At 44.7% G+C, this 21802-nt stretch carries 24 protein-coding genes; 22 read left to right on the top strand and 2 right to left on the bottom strand.

Annotated features, from left to right (window positions below; genetic code table 11):
- Window positions 1–20 precede the first annotated feature (20 nt).
- The 6 genes from ACYVD4_RS30750 (at window position 21) to ACYVD4_RS30725 (ending at window position 5160) form a co-directional block, all read left to right on the top strand.
- Entirely contained in the window at window positions 21–1238 is a 1218-nt protein-coding gene (locus tag ACYVD4_RS30750) for a putative sugar nucleotidyl transferase (protein WP_460952143.1), read from the top strand.
- Between the two features lie 52 nt (window positions 1239–1290).
- The gene (locus ACYVD4_RS30745; protein WP_460952142.1) at window positions 1291–2415 is read left to right on the top strand and encodes a DNA polymerase III subunit; all 1125 of its coding nucleotides are present in this window, start codon (window positions 1291–1293) and stop codon (window positions 2413–2415) included.
- Window positions 2416–2507: 92 nt separating this feature from the next.
- Window positions 2508–2987, top strand: a complete 480-nt coding sequence (locus ACYVD4_RS30740; RefSeq protein ID WP_460952141.1) for an ATP-dependent zinc protease family protein — start codon at window positions 2508–2510, stop codon at window positions 2985–2987.
- Between the two features lie 47 nt (window positions 2988–3034).
- Window positions 3035–3943 carry a 30S ribosomal protein S6--L-glutamate ligase gene (gene rimK, locus ACYVD4_RS30735; protein ID WP_460952140.1) on the top strand — a complete coding sequence of 303 codons (909 nt, stop codon included), beginning with the start codon at window positions 3035–3037 and terminating at the stop codon, window positions 3941–3943.
- Between the two features lie 147 nt (window positions 3944–4090).
- Window positions 4091–4645, top strand: coding sequence for a hypothetical protein (locus ACYVD4_RS30730; protein WP_460952138.1), 555 nt, complete (start codon window positions 4091–4093; stop codon window positions 4643–4645).
- A 179-nt stretch (window positions 4646–4824) separates the two neighbouring features.
- Window positions 4825–5160 carry a LytTR family DNA-binding domain-containing protein gene (locus tag ACYVD4_RS30725; RefSeq protein WP_460952136.1) on the top strand — a complete coding sequence of 112 codons (336 nt, stop codon included), beginning with the start codon at window positions 4825–4827 and terminating at the stop codon, window positions 5158–5160.
- A 190-nt stretch (window positions 5161–5350) separates the two neighbouring features.
- Here the strand turns inward: ACYVD4_RS30725 and ACYVD4_RS30720 are convergent, their stop codons facing one another.
- Window positions 5351–5593, bottom strand: a complete 243-nt coding sequence (locus ACYVD4_RS30720; RefSeq protein WP_460952134.1) for a hypothetical protein — start codon at window positions 5591–5593, stop codon at window positions 5351–5353.
- 147 nt (window positions 5594–5740) lie between these two features.
- On the opposite strand from ACYVD4_RS30720, the gene ACYVD4_RS30715 reads away from it, so the two are divergent.
- From ACYVD4_RS30715 to tssD (ACYVD4_RS30670), 10 genes are all read left to right on the top strand, one after another.
- On the top strand, window positions 5741–6013 hold the full coding sequence (locus tag ACYVD4_RS30715) for a hypothetical protein (protein WP_460952133.1): 273 nt from the start codon (window positions 5741–5743) through the stop codon (window positions 6011–6013).
- A 296-nt stretch (window positions 6014–6309) separates the two neighbouring features.
- Entirely contained in the window at window positions 6310–6750 is a 441-nt protein-coding gene (locus ACYVD4_RS30710) for an ASCH domain-containing protein (RefSeq protein WP_460952131.1), read from the top strand.
- Window positions 6751–6955: 205 nt separating this feature from the next.
- Complete coding sequence (locus ACYVD4_RS30705) at window positions 6956–9460, top strand: ATP-dependent Clp protease ATP-binding subunit (RefSeq protein WP_460952129.1); 2505 nt, start codon at window positions 6956–6958, stop codon at window positions 9458–9460.
- Window positions 9461–9478: 18 nt separating this feature from the next.
- Window positions 9479–10420, top strand: a complete 942-nt coding sequence (locus tag ACYVD4_RS30700) for a hypothetical protein (RefSeq protein ID WP_460952128.1) — start codon at window positions 9479–9481, stop codon at window positions 10418–10420.
- Window positions 10421–10594: 174 nt separating this feature from the next.
- Window positions 10595–11047 (top strand): type VI secretion system contractile sheath small subunit, encoded by a 453-nt coding sequence (locus tag ACYVD4_RS30695; RefSeq protein ID WP_460952127.1) that lies wholly within the window; start codon window positions 10595–10597, stop codon window positions 11045–11047.
- 60 nt (window positions 11048–11107) lie between these two features.
- Window positions 11108–12514, top strand: coding sequence for a type VI secretion system contractile sheath protein TssC (locus ACYVD4_RS30690; protein ID WP_460952126.1), 1407 nt, complete (start codon window positions 11108–11110; stop codon window positions 12512–12514).
- Window positions 12515–12526: 12 nt separating this feature from the next.
- Window positions 12527–12931 carry a type VI secretion system tube protein TssD gene (tssD, locus tag ACYVD4_RS30685; protein ID WP_460952124.1) on the top strand — a complete coding sequence of 135 codons (405 nt, stop codon included), beginning with the start codon at window positions 12527–12529 and terminating at the stop codon, window positions 12929–12931.
- Window positions 12932–12971: 40 nt separating this feature from the next.
- Window positions 12972–13394 carry a type VI secretion system tube protein TssD gene (gene tssD, locus ACYVD4_RS30680; protein WP_460952122.1) on the top strand — a complete coding sequence of 141 codons (423 nt, stop codon included), beginning with the start codon at window positions 12972–12974 and terminating at the stop codon, window positions 13392–13394.
- A gap of 24 nt (window positions 13395–13418) precedes the next feature.
- On the top strand, window positions 13419–15230 hold the full coding sequence (locus ACYVD4_RS30675; protein ID WP_460952120.1) for a type VI secretion system Vgr family protein: 1812 nt from the start codon (window positions 13419–13421) through the stop codon (window positions 15228–15230).
- Window positions 15231–15289: 59 nt separating this feature from the next.
- Window positions 15290–15715 carry a type VI secretion system tube protein TssD gene (gene tssD, locus ACYVD4_RS30670; protein ID WP_460952119.1) on the top strand — a complete coding sequence of 142 codons (426 nt, stop codon included), beginning with the start codon at window positions 15290–15292 and terminating at the stop codon, window positions 15713–15715.
- 69 nt (window positions 15716–15784) lie between these two features.
- On the opposite strand, the gene ACYVD4_RS30665 is transcribed toward tssD (ACYVD4_RS30670), so the two are convergent.
- Window positions 15785–16684 (bottom strand): TssN family type VI secretion system protein, encoded by a 900-nt coding sequence (locus ACYVD4_RS30665; protein WP_460952118.1) that lies wholly within the window; start codon window positions 16682–16684, stop codon window positions 15785–15787.
- A gap of 88 nt (window positions 16685–16772) precedes the next feature.
- Between ACYVD4_RS30665 and ACYVD4_RS30660 the strand changes: the two genes are divergently transcribed.
- The 6 genes from ACYVD4_RS30660 (at window position 16773) to ACYVD4_RS30635 (ending at window position 21713) form a co-directional block, all read left to right on the top strand.
- Window positions 16773–17543, top strand: coding sequence for a PAAR domain-containing protein (locus ACYVD4_RS30660; protein ID WP_460952117.1), 771 nt, complete (start codon window positions 16773–16775; stop codon window positions 17541–17543).
- 18 nt (window positions 17544–17561) lie between these two features.
- Complete coding sequence (locus ACYVD4_RS30655) at window positions 17562–19763, top strand: RHS repeat domain-containing protein (RefSeq protein ID WP_460952116.1); 2202 nt, start codon at window positions 17562–17564, stop codon at window positions 19761–19763.
- Window positions 19763–20419, top strand: a complete 657-nt coding sequence (locus ACYVD4_RS30650) for a DNA/RNA non-specific endonuclease (RefSeq protein WP_460952115.1) — start codon at window positions 19763–19765, stop codon at window positions 20417–20419. Before ACYVD4_RS30655 ends, ACYVD4_RS30650 begins: the two co-directional genes overlap by 1 nt.
- Window positions 20412–20852 carry an immunity protein YezG family protein gene (locus ACYVD4_RS30645; protein ID WP_460952114.1) on the top strand — a complete coding sequence of 147 codons (441 nt, stop codon included), beginning with the start codon at window positions 20412–20414 and terminating at the stop codon, window positions 20850–20852. The genes ACYVD4_RS30650 and ACYVD4_RS30645 overlap by 8 nt, the downstream gene beginning before the upstream one ends.
- 5 nt (window positions 20853–20857) lie before the next feature.
- Complete coding sequence (locus ACYVD4_RS30640; RefSeq protein WP_460952113.1) at window positions 20858–21343, top strand: DUF4123 domain-containing protein; 486 nt, start codon at window positions 20858–20860, stop codon at window positions 21341–21343.
- 70 nt (window positions 21344–21413) lie between these two features.
- Entirely contained in the window at window positions 21414–21713 is a 300-nt protein-coding gene (locus ACYVD4_RS30635; RefSeq protein ID WP_460952112.1) for a hypothetical protein, read from the top strand.
- Window positions 21714–21802: the final 89 nt, after the last annotated feature.

Raw genomic sequence — 21802 nt, 5'->3', positions numbered from 1 at the left:
CAGATACAACTGTCTGCGTTATGCCTAATCTGATTCTATTCGACGACCCGATAATCCGAACTGCGCTGCTGCCTTTTACCTTTACCCGACCTGTAGCAGATATTCGCATCGGTATACAGACACTTGCCGAAAAATGGGCCGACATGCTGAATCAACAGCCATCGTACCTCACGGAGTCATACTTACAAACCAAATTTCCGCAACAGGCGGGAACCGATAATTTATACGTAAACGGAGCAGTTTGCCCCTCTCCTGCCCTGATCGAGGCTATTACTACGTTGTTACCAAACAAAGGGCTTATTACGCCCGATGGTCTTGTGCTGGCTTTGCATACCGAGAAGCCCCTACAAACGGCCCCTTCGGTTACTGATGCTTTCGATTTCCGAACGTTTGCCGAACCGCTGACCATCGTTTTTAATATGTGGGATATCTTCGTGCACAACGGCGATCAGATACGTAGTGATTTCGCACGAATCACCGCCGGCCGGAAATCGCAACCCATTACCGACCCATTTACTCGCTGTTACGCGCCCGAAAACATTTTCATTGAAGAAGGAGCAACCATCCGTGCGGCAATTTTAAATGCCGAAGGAGGTCCAATTTATATCGGTCGCAACGCCACCATCAGCGAAGGAACAGTTATGCTTGGCCCGTTTTCGCTCGGCGAAAGCTCAACGGTAAATTGGGGCGGAAAAATGCGTAACAACACCAGCATTGGCCCACATTGTAAGGTTGGTGGCGAAATCAACAATTCGGTTTTCTTTGGTTATAGCAACAAAGGTCACGACGGTTTTCTGGGTAATTCTGTTGTTGGCGAGTGGTGTAATCTGGGAGCTAACGTCAATAATTCGAACCTTAAAAACGATTACACCAACGTAAAGCTTCACTCCTACGCTACTGGTAAACTGGAAGATGCGGGACGGATCTTCTGCGGCCTCATGATGGGCGATTTTACGAAGGCAGGTATCAGCACCATGTTTAATACCGGCTCAGTTGTGGGTGTTAGTGCTAACGTATTTGGCAGTGGTTTCCAACCCAAACACATCTCGTCGTTTTCGTGGGGTGGCGCTATTGATGGCTTCGCTACGTATCGGTTGGATAAGGCACTTCAGGTTGCGGCCGAAGCGTTTAAACGTCGGAATAAACCGTTCGACAAGATAGAAGAAGATATATTACGCGAAATTTTTTCTCTCGAACGGACCCGACGCATCAATAGCACTACGTCGTTCGACCTGTAACTTCCCGTATTCTGATGGTCAGCTACTTAAGTTTCCCTGACCGCTCAATGTTATGCAATTCTCCGAAATAATCGGCCACAACGATACCAAACAGTTGCTGCTACGTGCCGTTCAGACCAATCATCTGGCGCACGCCCTGCTGTTCGACGGTTCTGTAGGCAGTGCCAATATGGCACTGGCGCTGGCGTTGGCTCAATACGTTAACTGCGAGGACAAACAAGAAAATGACTCGTGCGGTCGGTGCGCGGCCTGTATTAAAACCAGCAAGCTCGTTCACCCTGATTTGCACATGGTTTTTCCGGTAGCGAATCTGGCAAAAGGAAAAACGTCGGAAGCGTATCTGGCCGACTGGCGAAAGTTTCTGCTCGAACACCCGTACCATACCTTACCAGAATGGCTCGAGAACATGGGCGCCGACAATAAGCAGGGAAATATTTCGGCGGAAGAAGCGCGTAACATCCTGCAAAAACTGTCGCTGAAGGCTTACGAAGGAGCTTACAAGATCATGCTTATCTGGCTGCCGGAACTGATGAACTCTTCGTCGGCCAATGCGCTGCTGAAAGTGCTGGAAGAACCGCCCGCTCAAACGTTGTTTTTGCTGGTTACGAATCAGTCGGATAAGCTGCTCATTACTATTCTGTCGCGTACGCAACGGGTGGCTGTTCGAAATTTCACCGACGAAGAAGTTGCTACGTATTTGCGCCAGTATCTGAACTTTGATGAGACTACGGCCCGACGTAATGCATATCTGGCGGATGGCAATCTGGCTGAAGCGATTCAACTAAGCAAGCAAAATAACAGCCTTACCGAACAGCACGTCTGGTTTGCCGACTGGATGCGTACCTGTTACCGGCAGGATATCATTGCGCTGGTGAAACAGGCCGACCAGTTTGACAGTTTCAGTAAAGAAAAGCAAAAGGGGTTACTCGATTATAGTCTTCGTATGTATCGCGATTTATTTCTCTGGCATCAGGGCGTAAGCTCCTTACTACGCTTACCCGACGATGAAATGGCATTCGTAAAAAACTTCACGAAAGTTTTAACGGTGAATCATATAGAATACATTGTCAATGATCTGAACACGGCTATTTATCATCTCGAACGTAATGCCCGCGCCAAAATGCTTATGCTCGATCTATCGCTCACTTTTAGCCGACTAATTAAAATGAAGCTGTAGCCTTGGTAGGTTATCAAATTGTAAAGTTTATCGATACACCTGTGCACCTTACAACTTTATAACCCGACAACACTATACCTTTACCCTGCGCTATGAAACCCCGGCGTCCTAAGCCTAAACAGACTATCGGCATGACCGATCTTGTCGATTTCCCGGATCTAAATCTGTTCAATATACAGGCCAAAGTGGATACGGGCGCGTATACTTCATCGTTGTATTGTCAGGATGTACAACTGATCGAATCGGGGAATCAGACGATGCTACGTTTTCAGGTGATTAGCCGAAACAATGACCAGATTCAGGAGTTTTACAGTGACAAGTTTAGCCAGCGAACAATACGTAACTCGTTTGGCGTATCCGAAAAACGCTACGTTATCAAAACCCGCGTGGTGTTGTTCGGACGTACCATTCAAACCGAGTTTACTTTAGCAGACCGTGAACATCTTAAAAATCCCGTATTGTTAGGCAGGAAGTTGCTTCGTAATCGCTTCATCGTCGACGTATCACAGAAAAATTTATCTTATCAGGCAAAAGCTGCCGGTAAACGTTCGCCAAAACCAACTGGCGATTAGTACACTTCTCTCAACCAGTTTTATCGACTGCCGACTATCGACGTTTTATGCGTATCGCGATATTATCGACTAATCCGAATTTATATTCCACGCAACGGCTTCTGGAAGCCATCAAAAAGCGTGACCACGAAGGTGTAATTATTAATCACCTGAACTGCCAGATGATGATTGAAGGCGGTTCGCCTACCATTCGTTATGAGGGCGTAGATCTGAGTTCTATTGATGCAATCATACCCCGTATCGGCGTTTCTGTGACTGATTATGGTTGCGCTGTAGTACGTCAGTTTGAGATGATGAACGTATTTACAACGGCCAAATCGCAGGCCATTACGCGTTCACGTAACAAACTTCGTAGCCTCCAGGTACTTTCCAAAGCGGGCGTTGGGCTTCCCAAAACGGTCTTTGCCAACCACCCAAAAAACGGCGCCATTGCTGAGCTTATTAAACTGGTTGGCGGCCCGCCGGTTGTCATTAAACTGCTGGAAGGCACACAGGGCATTGGTGTAGTGCTAGCCGAAACCGCGAAAACGGCCAAATCAACCATTGAAGCCTTCTACGGACTGAAAAAGAACGTATTGGTTCAGGAATTTGTGGCCGAAGCCAAGGGAGCCGATTTGCGGGTGTTTGTAGTGGGCGGCCGCGTTGTAGGCGCTATAAAACGGCAAGGGCTGGAAGGCGAATTTCGCTCAAATCTTCACCGGGGCGGCAATGCTGTAAAGATTGAACTTACTCCCGACGAAGAAGAAACGGCTATTTCAGCGGCTCGTGCATTAGGCTTAAAAGTAGCTGGGGTTGATATGATTCCTTCCGACAGGGGGCCATTGGTACTCGAAGTCAATTCATCGCCCGGCCTTGAAGGTTTTGAGACAGCAACGAAAATCAACGTAGCAGATGAAATTATTAGCTACATCGAGGAAAAAATCCGCACCGACGAAGGTGATACGGTTGGCGTGTAAAATTTCAATGGATAATGGATAATGGATAATGGATAATGGATAATGGATAATGGATAATGGATAATGGATAATGGATAATGGATAATGTTTTACAAAAACTCTCTTATTTTTCACTGATCATTCTTCATTGTACATTATTCATTAAAAATGCCAGCACTCGATCCTGACCTCAAAAAAGCCATTGTCCGAATGTCGGGCGTGGAGAAAGATAAGCTCCTACTACGTCTAATTGCGAAAGACAGTATCCTGACCGAGCGGCTTCAATTTGAGCTGGTTGAGCACAAACAGACTATTGACGAACGGCGTGAATTAATTCGGCAGCACATTCGTCGAACAGCCAATCTGAAACAGGATTCGGCAGGATGGATTATGATGGACATGCGCACCATCAGCGGCTACATTAGCCGCCACTTGAAAGTAACGAAAGACAAGTACGGCGAAGTTGAGTTGACGCTTTATATGCTCAATACGTTCTACGACCAAAACGCTCATCTGCTTCACAAATACAATAGCCGAACCGACAAAGCTGCCGAATATATTGCCAAACGTACCGATCAGGTTTTGAAGAAAGTGAGCAAACTAGATCCTGATTATTACGTTGAATTTGCCGATGATATAAACAAGCTTTTGGGTTGGGTACACCACAATGCACCTGCGCATTATGCCCGTCAGTTGGGTTTACCACAGGAATGGAGTTTCTAACAGCCATTATAGCTAGAATTTTGGCTTACCAGTTATATGCAAAGTGGTTCCGATTATCAGGTCAAAACAACCTATTATCAACTCCCGATATAGCCCTGTTTCAGAGTACTTACTTTTGTTACGGTTAGCGCAGGGCTAATCAACAAACAGGACTCTTATAACCATAACTTATAACTACAATGGAAACGATTGAATTGGCTGACATTAAAAGAAAACGTCGGGTAGCTGTTAAATCCATTGAATATTTTGAAAGTGAAGGCAATTACACCTACGTTCACCTGAAAGGCGAGCGTCCTATTCTGATTGCCAAAACCTTACTTCGTTTTGCCGAGCAATTGCCCGGATTTATTCGGATTCATAAAGGCACGCTGGTGAACCCCACGCACATTGTTGAGCACCGTCCACAAAAAGGTGGCATGATGGAAGTATATCTTTCCGGTGAACGTTCGCTGACCGTTGCCCGTCGTCGAACGCATGAATTCAAACAGCAATTATCGATGACCTATTCTGCGTAATGCAGTTGCTACGTCAATCACATTTTCATTCGCTATCCTACACTACGTTACCTTTTTTCAGCGCTCACTTATTCTATACAAAACTCATAAAAAAGACCCCAATCCTGCATGGAACGGGGCCTTTTTTATTTCCTGACCACTACTGTATCCGTCCTGATTCTACGTAGCAGAGCTAGCATTATTACTACGTTCAGGATGTAAAAAGTGACGGATCTTCCTTTTCAACTGCCAAACGGACAAGTTGTCCCTCATTATTCCAATATAAGCCTGCCATACCATCTTCTCCCGCCAGCGCTAGCGTAAAACCATGTCTATTTGCATAGGTTTCCATAGCCTTTTTCATATCAGCGCCATACTCATAAGGAACAATAACCCGCTTTACTGCTCCATAAGCCGCTCCTGTCCAGATTGTTAGTGTTACGTTTGTTTCCATATAAGTTTATCTTATCTTATTATCAGACACAACTGATCTATTTTACTCTTTGTATTCAGCTTGCCCAATTCCTCTCGAACATATGAATCAGTTTGGCGTCGATTTTGCTGCTAATAACCCAAAATCGAATCAAATTGATTACAACCAATGGATAGGAATGATTCTGTGCCTGAAGAAGTTGCCGCAATTCAGCGTCGTCAGAAAAAGCGGCTTGTAGAATTAAATGCGCTTGACAAATGGACTGAGGCTGAGTTTGAAGAAGCTGTTCATTGTTATAATGAGTGGAGCGTCGAACTAAGGGGCTGGGTGTTTCCTTTAGCTTCTATCGAGAAACTTGCCTTCGATGTTCGAACACCCGACAAACAAGCCAAGACTTTGCAATTGATTGCCAAGCAAATGAGCTCTGATCCAGCACATTAAAAACCCGTTTATACTACTACGTTTTTGCTTTAATGCCTTTCTAGTCTGAAATAATGAGGCAGTGTTATAAGTAGATAAATATATTTATATTTATAAGTTTACAATTATTATTAACATAGATACATACATGGTTGATTATATTCAATTAACCTCTCTTTAATGTTATTCTTCTGGTCGACTATATAAATTATAGCCACCTATTTCAATTAAAATTAAATTTTTTCGCATCTTGTCAACGCAGTTAATACAGCTAGTTCAGCCTGGTTGCTGTCCCAGTATTTAAAATAACCCCATAAATGACCGTTATTAGTCTCTACCAGCCTTACGCGACTCTGGTCATGTTAGGCTTTAAGCTATTTGAGACCCGAAGTTGGGACACGCACTATCGCGGAAAGCTAGCTATTCATGCTACGGCTACTATGCCCGACTGGTGCCGAAATTTATGTTTACAAGATCCCTTCCAGAATCGGCTAACAAGCCATGGCTACCGCTCCGACAACTTACCACTGGGAAAGATTCTGGGAACTGTAGAATTGATCGACACGCAGCGAACAGAAGACTGGCTAACTGAGAAAGGTTCTGACATCGAGAACTTTGTATACTGGTATGAACAGTATTTATATGGTGACTATTCCGACGGTCGGTTTGTGTGGCAATTTCAATCTCCTTCTCTCTTCAATACACCTATTGTTGCTAAAGGTTCACAGGGTCTCTGGAACTACAATTCAGGCGATTAATCGGATATAGCTACCAGATAATTAGCGAGTATAAATTACCTAATAGATTGTTTGTCAATAAGAAGTGATAAAATCAACCATTTTATCACGAAAGGCCACAGCTTTATCACGAAAAATAAACAAGAGAGAAAATTTTCGTTTTCTTCCCAGCTTTTCTATACCTTACTGACCATTTTTTGTTACTCCACACTTACTTATCTACAGTATGAACCTTGCCGAAAACACCAAAGAAGCAGTTCAGATTGCTCAGGCAATAGCCAAAGAACATCAGCATGAAACTTTTGCTCCTCCTCACCTCATGTTGGGGTTGTTGCATAATGATGTAGGGCTAGCTTCGTGGCTTGCCAATTTGGGTAAAGACGTTTATTTCTTGCGTGACTGGGCCGATTACCGGCTCGAACTTCTGCCGAAATCAGGGAAACCAAGCGAAAGTCCATCGGGCGATGCCAATGTGCAGCAGACCATGAAACTGGCTGAACTGGTGGCCTTACAGGTTTCGTCGATGAGTGTTGAGCCAATTCACGTAATGGCAGCCTTGTTAAAAGCTGGTGTTGCTTTTACCCCCGATCAACTCAAATCATTACCACTTTCTCAGAAAGAACTACTTGATGCTTCGGTAGAAGATCGGTCAGTTATGTCGGCCGTACAGCCAAATGCATCAAATGGAGCCCAGTCTGAAGGGGCCGATACGTCGGCGGGTTCAGCAGGTTCTGGGGAATCAGCCTTGTATAAATTCTGTACGAACAAAACCGATCTGGCTCGCGAGGGTAAGTTCGATCGTATTATTGGCCGCGACAAGGAACTTCGTCTGATGATCGAGATTCTGGTTCGACGTTTAAAGCCTAACGTTATGTTAGTAGGCGAACCCGGCGTTGGTAAAACCGCACTCATCGAAGGATTTGCTCAGGCATTAGTGGCCGGTACGGTACCTGCTACGCTTCAGAATTCTCAGTTGTTTGAGCTGGATTTAGGCTCCTTGGCTGCTGGAGCTTCATACAAAGGCGAAGTTGAAGATCGGCTAAAAAAGGTACTCAAAGAAATAAAGGCATTCGATAAAGCAATTCTCTTTATCGACGAAATTCATATTCTACTCAACCCCAACGGTACGTTAGGTACAGGCGTAGCACAATTGCTCAAGCCTGAACTAGCCCGTGGCGAACTTACGGTTATTGGTGCCACTACGTTAGATGAGTTTCGTCAGTACGTTGAGAAAGACGAAGCCTTCAGCCGCCGGTTTGAGTTGCTGCCCATTCCTGAGCCCGATGTTACTACAGCCCGGCGCATGGTGGCAAATCTGTTACCTTACTTTGAAGAACACCATAAATTAAAAGCGGACCCCGATGTAGCCGGAGAAGCTGTTCGGCTGGCTAGCCGCTATATTAAAGATCGTCGATTGCCAGATGCCGCCGTCGATTTGCTCGATCGAACAATGGCAGCTATACGTACCATCGGCGAAACAGCTCATAGCGATCTCACGGCACTCAATAAGGACTTGGCCGACCTGAACGAGAAAGTAGCAGAACAGACTGAAGCTGAGAAACTTGATGAATATCGGTGGTTGCTACGTCAGGTACAGCACAAGGTCAGTCCAATCTTACAACAAAAGATTGAGGACGAAACACAGCCTGATACCATCGAGGTAGCCGACGCGCTACGTGATTATCTGGCCAACCGCCTAACACAACTATTGCCCTTAGCAGAAACCCGTCCCGAAACCGTTAGCAAGCAGGATATTGCGGCTATGATTGCAGCTAAAACTGGCATTCCGCTTGGAAAACTTCAATCGAGCGAACGCGACCGACTCATGACAATGGGCGATATTATGCGCAAACGTGTTGTAGGTCAGGATCATGCTGTAAAATCGTTATCGGCAGCTATTCTCGAATCGCGAGCTGGTTTAACCGGCGGTAAACAGCCAACCGGGGCTTTTTTCCTACTTGGCCCAACCGGTACGGGTAAAACGGAGTTAGCTAAATCGCTCGCCGATTTTCTATTCAATGACGAATCGTTCCTGATTCGCTTCGATATGTCGGAGTTTAAAGAAGAGCATTCAGCGGCTCTACTTTATGGTGCCCCTCCGGGTTACGTTGGTTATGAGCAAGGTGGTTTGCTAGTTAACAAGATACGCGAGAAACCGTATTCGGTTGTTCTTTTCGACGAAATCGAGAAAGCGCACCCATCAGTTTTTGATATTTTCCTTCAAATATTAGACGAAGGCAAACTACACGACCGTCTGGGCAAAGAAGGCGATTTCTCAAACGCCGTTATACTATTCACCTCGAATATCGGTAGCGAATTCATTGTCAAAGAATTCGGCGAGGAGCGGATTCCAGCGGCTAACGATCTGATGGATATTATGGCCAAGTATTTCCGGCCCGAGTTTTTAGCCCGTTTAACGGAAATCGTTCCATTCGCGCCAATTAGTGAGCAGAACGTAGTACGTATCTTCGATATTCACCTGCGCGGGCTAACTGATTTGTTAACCAAGCAAGGTATTACGCTCGACCTGAGCCAAGCCGCCCGTGAGCATCTGGCGTTAACCGGATTTTCTCCACGTTACGGTGCGCGTCCGCTAAAAGGTGTGATACGTAGTCAGCTACGTCGCCCCATTTCGCAAATGATTATTTCGGGCGAACTGGGCAAAGATCAGACACTTAAAGCCGATCTGGACGCAGAAACGAAGGAGATAACGTGGGAGGTTGTTAAATAGCCATGGTAGGTTGGTTATATGAAAACTCTCTCCAAAGAAGAACAAATTGCGCTGGCACATATCTTCTCAATGCCCACCGAAGATGCACTAACGGAAGCTGATACGTTCTTCCGGGCCAGAAAGTTTACTAAAGTAGAAATTGAGTCGGCTCTTACTCAACTAGATTCAGACGTCGGGAAACGGGAATTCATTCAATACGTATTACTTAACTACCAGCTTCCGAACGTCTGCTTCGCCCCTATTCTGGCTAAACGATTCGAAGATGCTGCGCTTTTTCTGGCATCTAAAATTGAGTCCAAGAAAAAACAATCAATTGCCGATATTCTATTAGCCTGCAATTTGTATGGAGTAACTAACAAACATCATATTGCGTATATTTTAGCTACAGCTAAAGGAGAAAATGAATTCACTCCTATTGACGAAATAGGTAGTTTGAGGTATAAATTCGAGCCAAACCAAACAAGCGGAAAAGCAACTTATAATGCCGGAAATGGCAATATTCCTTGCGGAGATTCACTTGTAGCACGCGGCTATATCCCTAAAGACAAACCCCAGATTCAGAAACTGTACAATGGCAATGTCTGGCCTGCCAGTCATTACAAAAAACAATCGGCAGAGTTTCAGGGAGGAGTTCAGTCTTGTGATTTCAATAAATATGCAGGACGGGCATATCCTCAAATCACGTTTAAGAATAATTATGAAAAAATGGACAAGTACATTGATGGCAATCTTGTAGACAACCCAGCACTGGCCCTAGATCCCAAGAATGCAGCCAAAATACTGGTGATTGGTATGAAGAATGGCATGTTCACAGGTAAATCACTCAGCCGATATGACCGAAAAGACGGTACGTTCAATTCTTTAGAAGCACGTAGAATTATTAACGGCACTGATAGGAAAGTGAAATTTTCTCATTTTGAAGCCACTTATTTTAAGAATCTACAATCGCCATTCCACTGAAATGTCTTTTGAATAGCCTCATAATCATCAATTTAAAATACCCTTTTTTCAGGATGAAAACTTCATATTTACCGTTTACACACAACTCTACCACTTTTTCAGACTAATGTTTGCAAAACCAGGTAACAGCTTTTAATATTGATTCATAAACAGTTATCCACAACAATTTAGGTTATGCAGCCAACCATGAATATGCCCGGTGCATGGGCAGCTTACAAAGACATTCCGCCAAGTCTTTCTCCGATTAGCCAGAACAAGACGCTCTACATTTCAAAGTTTAACGATGAAATGGCGCAGGAGCCTGACGCCGTTGAAGGCCTTGAGTCGGTAAACGATGTGCTGGCTCATTACAAACCCGAAGTATCGGTGATGCTTTTCGATCAGGAGGGCGCACCAGCTAACGAAACATTTGAGTTTCGTCGGATGGGCGATTTCACACAGGATGGTCTGGTAGAACAGAGCCCACTGCTACGTGAATTATCGGCCCAAATGCGGAATCTGCAGAAACTGGACCGTCACCTGCGCTCAAATAAGCTGTTGCAAACCGCCTTACAGAACCCACAAGCGAAGTCGATTGTGCTAGATATGATTCAGCAAATGATCGATGAACTTGATCAGGTTAAGTAAAAACGGTTCTATTATTCCAAAAATCTTCACACTCTTTTAGAGAAAACCTTTCCCTTAACCATGGCAGAGGCTGAAAAAAGCGCATCAGGCGCGAAACCCACACGCGAAAAAGAAATTACAACCCCCGCTGTCTCCATTGAGCAGCATATAACCCAACTTCAACAGCTACGTCTGGGTGGTTTTAAACTTCTGGAAACCAGCATCGACGGCACTGAAATATTTAGTCCTGAACGGAAAGCGCGTAAGAGCATTTTCCTGACCGACGAATCGCGTAAAGAAGATCGGAAGAACCTTAAAGATCGGCTTAACCTGTGGAAAGAAATTCTCAGTCAGGAAGGTCAATCGGTTATTGATCTGGCCAAACAGGTCGACGAGAAATATAAAACAACCGATCGGCTTTATAAAGACAATCTCGCTACCATTATCAGCGAGATTCGTGATCTGGAAAGCACCTATAAAGGTGTTGATCTATTCTTTAAAAATGCCGAAACCAGTGGTCTAAAAATCCGCAATATTGTGTTCATGAGTGCAGGGCTGGATCAGCTTAACCCTGCTGAACCCACTAATGCGGAAACGATCGACCACATTAAAAACGAAGTTCATAAAGTATATAACCGCTTCGACCTGCGCGAAAGCTATTCGCTGATGGTTATTCCGGGTTATCTGGGTAGCAAACGGGCTGTTGATGGCTGGGCTAAAATCGCCCACGATCATAAACTGATGCTCGTTACCGATTATCAGAATCTGGATTCGCTGAAAGAAACACTGAAAGAATTCCAGCGCGAGAAAATCGCAGCCGACGAAGGGCGGTACTCGAACGTATTGATGACCTGCAACCCAATTATTGGCCGGGGAAAATACGACGAACTAGATGAGTATGAAGATCTGTACGTGAATACGTCATCGGCCGTGGCGGGTAAAATGTACATGAACCTCATTTCTCAAGTTTCGGCTGGTTATCAGTATGGTTCTCTGGAAGACGTAGACGGCGCCCGGTTCGATTTATTGAAAACTGAAGTTGGCGAACTCGAAGGACAGGGTCTTATTCCGCTGACCAAAGAATTCGGCAAAGTGATTGCTTTCTCAGGCAAAACGCTCTACAATGGCTCGAATATCGGGTTGAAAACATACTCGGTAGTACGGGTGTTCGACTGGATCATGAAAGTGCTCATGTGCTTCCTCAACAAGCGGGCCATGGAAAACTGGAGTGGGAAAGTTGAGCGGGAAATTACCGAAGAAATTATCCAGTTCCTCGATCAGATCAAAGGACCGGGTAAGATCATCGAACGTTTCGAAGCACCTCAGTTCCGGCAAGATCCAATTCAAAAAGACCGGATTTTTGTCGACATCAATATTACGCCTTTCTTCCCAGCCAAAACCTTTATAATCGGTCTGCACGGCGAGCGGGGACGTAACGAAAATACGGGACGTCGCGATGACTTTAAAGGTGATGTTGCGCAACGATAAACTTTAAAGGTCATGCCTTCATTTAGTGCCCAGTTTAACGTTGGTGGTTTTTCCACCCCGGTCAACTATGTCTATTTCGATATAAATCAGGCCGTTGATTCACTTGGTCGACCAGCTTCACTGACCCGGGGTGGAAAAATTACGGTTGAGTTTAACTCGACCGACGATAATGAGGTTGCCGAATGGATGGCAAACCCGGATAAAAAACTTAGTGGCGAGATTGTCTTCTACGAGATGAATCAGAAAGTCTCACTGAAGAAACTGGAATTTTCGAATGCTTACTGTGTGGACCTTCTCGAACGCTTTGACGGTACGGCGAATAGCGCACACATGGTAACCATCATTACAATCTCACCTGAAGTTATAAAGGTTGGCGGGATCAAACTCGATAACCGCTGGCCCGAATCGGCCAGTTAACAGGTAAAGCACACGCATTTCATTTTAACTTATCCACATCATGGCAGCTTCGTTTGCCGCTGAATTTCACGTTGCCGGAAAAACACCTCCTTACCGGGTGTTGACCTGCGAATACCAACTCACCCAGCCAACCGACCCGAAAGGTCGACCATCGGCGGGTGTACGTAGCGGCCTTATCCGTGTTTCGCTGGTAGGAAATGATTATGCTACGTTGACCGACTGGGCTATCCGTCCTGATCTGGCCTATAATGGTAAAATTGTCTTTAAAGATCTCAATAACAAGACGCTGAAAACGCTGACATTCAGCCAGTGCTACTGCGTATCGTATCGGGAAATCTTTACTCCGCACGAAGGAATTGATTCGGCCTACACGTTCGATCTTGGGCTGACTGCCGCTAAAATGGAACTGAACGGGATGCTTCACGATAACCAGTGGTTAGACTGGCGACGAGATGCTCAGTGATCCTACCGCAAAACTCTTACAATAATGGCCCAACAGGTTACGGTAAATGTCTCGGTCGGCGGTGAATCGCTCAAACATTTCACGCACCTACGTATCGATCAGTCGATGTTTACGCATCACACGTTCGAAATTGTAGTGCCCATTGAAGATGTGGAAGGAAAAGGGGTGTTCTTTTTCCAGTCGGCTCATCAACGATTTGTCGGGAAACTTATATCGATCAGCTTTCTACCTTTTTTCAAGAACGTACCACACGATTTTGAATTCAAAGGTATTGTTACCGAGCTGGTGCTGCATAACGACAGCGAGATGGTGAACTCCTACATCATCAAAGGGCATAGTCCTACGTATTTGCTCGAAGATGGCACACAACGCCGGAATTATCAGAAGCAATCACTAGGTCAGATTTTTAACGGAGTTCTGTTCGATTACCCGCAAAACCTGCTCCAACGTAGCGTTAGCCCCAAGCATCAGGATTTGCTGGAGTATAAAGCACAGTACGACGAAAGCAATTTCGACTTTATGAGTCGGTTAGCAGCCGAATACGGCGAGTGGTTTTACTACAACGGAACCAAACTAGTAATTGGTCAGCCCGACAGCGTTACGCAACCATTTGTGGTCGATGGCGTGCAGCATTTCGATATGGCTATCAGCCTGAAACCGAACCGGTTTGGTATGCTGCATTACAACTACGTAAAGCATGAATACTATAGTGCTGCTGGCAAACCGGTTGGCTTAGGTTCATTTGGCTCATTTGCTTACGGACAGTCGCAAAGTCTATTCGGCAGAACGTCACAGTTGTGGCCCCTAAAAGATATGCAGGCACAGGGCCAACTCGACACAGCCGTTCAGCAGCTGAATGCCGCCAATGCTGCCGATTTAGTTCGCTTTCAGGGATCAGGAGAGAACCCAAACCTGAGCGTGGGTGTGCAGGTAAACGTAACAGGTCAGAAGCTCAACGCCATGAAACAGTTTGAGCAGGTGCCCGTTGGTAAATACCGCATCACACAGATTACGCATACGGTCGATAACATTGGCAATTACGAAAACTTCTTCGAAGCAATTCCGAGTGAATCTGATTTCCCACCACGTAATCCTTATGTTCGGATGCCGGTAGCTCTGCCCGAAATTGCTACGGTCATTACCAACGAAGACCCGCTTCAGTTAGGTCGGGTAAAAGTACAGTTTCACTGGCCAAACCAGCTTCAGGGCAAATCGGCCTGGATTCGGGTAGCATTCCCATACACAGGTAGTGACCGGGGTATGTTATTCATTCCCGAAAAAGATGATCAGGTAGTTATCAGCTACGAAGCTAACCACGTCGATTTCCCGATTGTAATCGGTAGCATTTATCATAAAACGCCAGCTACAAGCTACTGGTTTGATAATAATTTACAGAAGATTATTCGTACTAAAGGCGGGAATAAAATTGTCTTCAAAGACAAAAAAGGTGAGCAGGAAATCTTCATCACCAACGCCAACAAAAAAGGAACCAACCTGCACATTTCGTTCAAAGGCGATGGTACCATTACGTTACATACCGAAGGGTTGATTCAGCTTGAGGCCAAAACCATTAAGATGACGGCTAAAGAGGACATTGAGATGAACGCCAAAAATCTGAAAGTCAATGTGAAGCAGGATACGAAGATGACCTCAAATAAAACGAAAGTTTCGGCCATCAATAAAATTGAAATGAATGCCATGACGATTGAAGCCAGTGCCACCACTAAAGCTTCGTTGTCGTCAAGTGTCACAACCGAAGTAAAAGGAACCAGTGTTGATGTTGGTGGTAACGCAACTGTTGCCATTAAAGCCCCAATGGTCCGAATAAACTCTTAATCCATTGCAATTTCTTTTTTCTTAAATAATCAGTTCCACCCCCAAACAAACAAGTAATCATGCCAGCATCAGCTATTGCCGCCTATTTTAAAGTCGCAGGTATTGCCGACACAGAGGTTCAGAAATGTTTCTACGAACTTCGCCGTTCCGTTGACCAAAAAGGCCGTCCATCTTCGATCACACAAGGCGGTATTATCACGGTTGAAATCGTTTCGAGTGACATGGATGGTGACATCGCCGATTGGATGGCCAACTCATATAAGGAAGCCGATGGTGAAATCAAGTTTCTTGATGAAAAGCAGGGCACACTGAAGGAGGTAAGATTCCAAAAGGCACGATGTGTGAGTTTTGCCGAACGTTTTGACAAAACACCCGACCCTGCTTATCCTGAACGGCCTTCCATGACACTTACGTTGACAATTTCTGCCGAGAAAATACATTTCAGCGGAGCAGATCACGACAACAACTGGGACGACAAGAAATAACCCAAACAAAAGAGCGAAAGAGTGGCAAATTGCTACCACTCTTTCGCTCTTTTGTTTTCTAACTGACGCTTATTTTTTGGAAGGTCGCGGAGCCAATCGGTGAGCAAGAATTCGAACGCCATTGAGCAAATGGTTTTCACGACAGGTGCGATCTGGGTCGATGTATAGATTTTTACGATACCAGGGGCGCTGTACATAGAAATGCCATTCGAAGAAATCTTTCGGCGACGACCGAACTTCTATCCGACGGCTAGGCTCATCTTCGTTATGCTCATCAATTGAGAATTGAAAGCCATCGCCCACGTTCATTACGTCTGGAATAAACGAGCGGATATCATATGAATTACGTTCGCCATACTTAATGTCGAGCACAAAGATTACGCTGGTTGTCCGTTTAAACTCAGACTCGGTGAGTGCAGGCATTTGAAGAAACGGATTGTACTTCCATTTTTTAAACACTTTCGGCGGAATGGCATCGTAGTTTTCGTAAGCCCACTGAATCAGAAAAGGTAGCGGAAAGATAAGCACCGTACTGACCAGCGGCCGCACATTGGCTCTGAATTCCTGATCGGCCAGTATTTGAAATAAACGGGGTGAAAAGGAAATCAGAAAAATGGCGACACCACCAATGATTCCCATCAGGAGCGTCATGAGTCCGCCTTGCAAATAATCATCGGGTTGAATCCAGGGCATATAAGAACGTAGCGCGCTCACATTAACCATTCCCAGAATAAACACGATTGACAGGATAATGGCATACGTCCAGAAACTGACATCGCTATCGATCGGTAACACTTTGTTGGCAATTAGGTGGCCTACATAACCAACACCGGCAAAGATGAAAAACGTGATTATGACAAAGAGAATGGTGTTACGTATGCTTTTGCTACGCATCAGGCCGCTGCGTACATCGCTCATGGCCCGGTTCGTCATCGAACGGGCTTCGGACTCAAGATTTGGTCTAAACATGAATGTGAATAGTTAGGGGTGATCGTACATCAAAAATAAGCGTCTTCCCCTACAAGTCAATTAGTTGTTAAAAATAAACTGAACTGTTATGCCTCCAGCAGCCCGTGTAGGAGATTGGCATACTTGCCCAATGGTAACGCCCGGTTTACCACCAGTACCGCACGTTGGTGGCCCGGTTTTACCACCCGGTGTACCAACTGTATGGATTGGCGGATTGCCTGCCGCTACAATGGGAAATATGTGCGTGTGCGTTGGCCCGCCCGACGTAATTGTAAGAGGCTCCATGGGTGTCTATATTGGCTATCGTCCAGCCGCTCGCATGGGTGATAACACAGCTCACGGAGGTATTATTACAGTAGGTTGTCCTACCGTAATGATTGGTGAGGTTGGCGCACCAAGTGGTTCCGCACTTGCTACGCCAGAAATGGTGATTACTGCTCAAGCGCGCGACATGACAGCAGCCTCTCCCGAAACAAGCCGTGTAAAATTAAACCCCGGTGTTATTGGAAGTATAGTGGCTCAAATACAGGCAGCCGTAGGGGCGGCACAATCGGGAAGCCCTTATATGGAAAAGTGTCCAAGTGGAAATCTAGTGGAGGGAGTAAAAAGAGCTATGGAAGCCGCAAAAGCCAACGAAGAAAAACCGCCAAGTGGAAATCTAGTGGAAGGAGTAAAAAGAGCTATAGAAGCCGCAAAAGCCAACGAAGAAAAACCACCAAGCGGAAGTCTGGTGGAAGGAGTAAAAAGAGCTATAGAAGCAGCAAAAGCCAACGAAGAGAAACCACCAAGCGGAAATCTAGTGGAAGGAGTAAAAAGAGCTATAGAAGCCGCAAAAGCCAACGAAGAAAAACGCCCATAAATTCTCAAATCCAACGCCATGTTTACTGTAAAACAAAATCAGTTAGAAGCTTTCCGAGTGCCCATGCGCGAATCGGAACGTAATAAGCTTATTGCTGATTTGGCGGCTGAAGATGGAAATCTATACGTATCGCCTGACAAAAAAACCATTGTTCAAACCGACGCCGATGGCAATAACACTACGTTAACGTACTCAAATGAAATACTACCCACAGCCATTACAAAACCTTCGGGAGTAAAGTATGGCATGGGCTACGATAAGGAAGGCAGGCTTTCTGAATGGGAATTTCCTACTGGAGAACAAATCCAGTTTAACTTCGACAATGGACAAATAAAAACGGTTTCGGTTTCACCCGAAAAATCATATCTATTTGATTATCAGAAAGGAATTCTCGTCGGTGTTATCTATCCTGGCAAGAAAACTCAACAGTTTTTTTATACAGAATCAGGGCATATTAGGGCTATTATTGACCGAACGGGGCAAGCCCTTGAGTTTATTCGAAAACCCGACGGACAACTAGAAGCGGTTAAGGACCCACTCAATCGCTCGGTACGGTTTGATTACGACGAAAATGGTTTATTAAGCCATCTGGTTTTCCCCGACCAAACTCACCAGTCTTATCTGTACGATGAAGATGAAGACATTCTCTTTGTACGACTTCGGGATGGGAAAAGCTTTAGTCAACGCTACGAAAATGAAACGATAAAGCAATTGTCCTGGAAAGATGGTCCCGTAATTGATTTTGAGTACGATACGCAGGGGCATCCTACACGTGTTCAATTGGAGGATACGCTTGTTACGTTCCAGTATGACGACCAAAATCGTTTATCAGCCGAAAGTGGACCATTTGGCACAGCTACACTACAGTATGATAGTGCTTCCCGACCAATCTTACTGACTCTGCCATCTGGCTTACTTGTTACGTATCAATATGACACAGATAGTCGGGTTACAGCTTTAACAATAGGCGACCAAACCACCCGATTTGTTTATACGGATGATTTGCTGGCTGAAATTCACTATGCAAATAACGTATCAGAATATCAGCAGCGAAACCATACAGAAGGACTACGTAGCGTTCGGGTACAGAATGCACATGGGCGGCTAATTTCTGAACAACAATATGCTTACGACAACTGGGCCCGACTCAGCTTATATCAGGACGTAGCAAGCCAGCAGAATTATCAACTGGTGTATGATGATGAGTCGAGGCTCACAGCCCTGATCGATACACAGACACGCCAGCCTAAAGAACGTTTTTCGTATGACGCCAAAGGGAATTTAAGCGTTTTTAATGGTTACCCACTCACAGTAGGGTACATGGACGAGATTCGTCAGATTGGCCGGGCCAATGTTCATTATGATGCACTCGGCAACGTTAGTCGGGTGAATAGCAGGAGAGGAAAACTTCATTTCACCTTTGCCCGAAACAGTACGTTAACCAACGTTGAGGTAGGGTCTGAAACGTGGCAGTACGTGTACGATGGCATTGGCCGACGAATTAGCAAAACAAACGGCACACAATGGTGGCGATTTAGTTGGGTCGGCTCCCAATTAGTAGGAGAAGAATATCTAATCCGCCCCGGCACATCGCCTACTCAACGCGAGTACATTTATCTGCTCGACAGCCAAGTACCCATAGCTTTCCGCGAAGGAGGGCAACTCTATTGGATGCAAGCCGATGTACGTGGAGCTATTACGCACATAGTTGGCCCACAAGGGCAACTGGTCTGGCACGGAAGCTATTCGGCTTTTGGGGAAATAACTATTCATACAGCACAAGTCAGACAACCCTGGCGATTGACGGGTATGTATGAGGACGATGAAACGGGCTTGTATTATAGCCCAGCCCGTTATTACTGCCCTTGGCTCACTACGTATATAAGCCTTGCCACAGCGTGGTATAATTCCGAAACGTATTACTACGCTTATGCCCGAAACGACCCTTATAATCGCATTGATCCATTCGGCACGGTTGCCCGGCTGATAAATCCCAAAGGTATTCAGTCGCTTATTAATTCAACCATTAATGGGCAACAGGCAAGCTCGCCAGAAGGTGATTGGTACTATCCGCTTGGCGCGATGATTCGCGGTACGTTATCGGCAGTTGGCTTAAGTATTCAATCTCTGTTAGAAGATTCAGACACATTGCCGGGCGATTCGTCAGGAAATAGAAGAAACGAAACTATTGATAGCTTTTTAGACGCTTTGGCAAACTAATGGTTATTCGTGATATTTCTGATGTTTCTAAGGAAACTCAAAAGAAAATTTTTCGTGAGATAAGGCGACAAGGTGATAAAATATGCATCCCTTGTGCGCTGGAAGCAGTTGGAATAGATATAAAAACGAATAGTGCATTAGTAAAAAGCTTAGTAAAGACCTTAAAATGGCGTCAAAAACCAAATAATACATATAAAAGAGAAAGTATATCCCCTGATGGTGAAAAAACAAATTATGTTTACAAAACTGACGACTATGGAAGAATTAAGTCTGTTGAAGGCCAGTTAATTCTTAATAAAGCAGCTCGTAATAAGCATCAGCAAAGAAATGTTGGTAAAGAAGATGGTCGTGTTGAGGAAGACGCGGGAGGTCATTTGATTGGATCACAGTTTGGTGGAGTAGGTACGAGTGAGAATTTAGTTGCAATGAATCATGCTCAAGTAAATGCATATCCGAGTGGTGACTTTGGAGCATTAGAAAAACGATGGGCTGACTCATTAAATGATGGAAATAAAGTACATGTCAAGATAGAACCCGTTTATTTACCAAATAATACAACAAGTCGACCCGACCGTTTTAAAATAACAGAAAGAATAACAACTCCAGATGGCTCTGTTAAAGAGAAAAAATACAAAATAAGTAACAAAGATGAATGAGTTAATCCAGAAGGTAGCTAGTTGTTTACTCAACGATATAGAGGACATAAGTTGGGATAAATTGTCCTATAAAGCTGTTTACGTAACAACGTTTTACACGGAAGAAGGACAATATTTCAAAAATGGGGTCGAAAAATCCTTTTCTATAACTGATGAAGATGATGGAGATCCTTCATCAGCTCCCATGACTTATGTAAAACAGCTCCGAGAAGCTATGTACCGTCAGAATCCAAATAAAGGAGCTTGGTACATGCTCATTTTGGAGATTAAGTCCGATGGAAAATTCAATATAGATTTTGACTATGATAATAAACCAGACTTCGGAATAGAAATAGAAGAAAAACGCTATTTCTGGGATTGGCAAAAATTCCCTAGAGATAAAGAATCTACTCCAACTTGGCTTCAGAAAATAATAAATAAATATCAAAGTTAACCCATATGCCTCACTACCAGATCCTTGATGCAGCCCGTATAGGCTTTAAAATGCAACAGGTGCAAGAACTTAATCTTGCATTCGATTCGCTGTATCGGGGTGATAGTCAGGAGCTTTTGGCGGGCATTGCACCCTATCTTTTTCAGTATGAAATAGGAAGTGAATTTGATATAGCCTTAAAAGAAAATTATGGAGATTCATGGGGTATTGGCATAATCAGCAACGTACCAATGGCTGCGTTGCATAAGCACTTTCGTAAATTTCTATTAGTAAAAGATGAAACCGGAAAGGAGCTTTATTTCCGGTTCTATGACCCGCGCGTGCTACGTGTTTTTCTACCCAGTTGTGACGCAATACAACTAATTGAATTCTTCGGACCTGTCCAGCAATTTATTGTTGAAGACCCGGAGCATCAGCGAATGCTACTTTTTGAGCAGAAAGACGGACGCTTGCTCACCGGAGTTCAGGAGTTCGTTCCGATTGAGACTTAGCGTAGCATTTAGTATTTTCAACTATCCTCCGCAAATCGATAAATCATACATAATAAACACACCTCAAACTATGGAATCTCCGTCACCACAATTTATTCGTGAGTTAATGGGTATCGGTATTCTCTCCTATCGAGAGCACCAGACACTCTGGCAAATTGCTAAACGCTGTGCCGCCACAACGGGCGTAACGGCTGCTACCCCAATGGCTATTCTAGGTACACAAATCGGTTCGGTTATTATACCTGGTGTTGGCTCTATTCCGGGAACGGTTGCTGGAGCACTGGCGGGTTTAGTCTCCGGAACAATATCATGTACGATGCTGAACGTAGCAGCGCAAAATGAATTAAAAAATACGCTGCAAAGTATTTAAGATTACTACGTAACAGGACCAACGTAACGGATTAGCTAATAAATTAGCCAGCCTGTTACGTTGGTCTTTATTTTATTTTTATACTATCC

Source organism: Spirosoma daeguense, from assembly GCF_054776875.1.
Note: the sequence above shows the minus strand (reverse complement) of the source record. Positions and strands in the feature narration are given on the sequence as shown.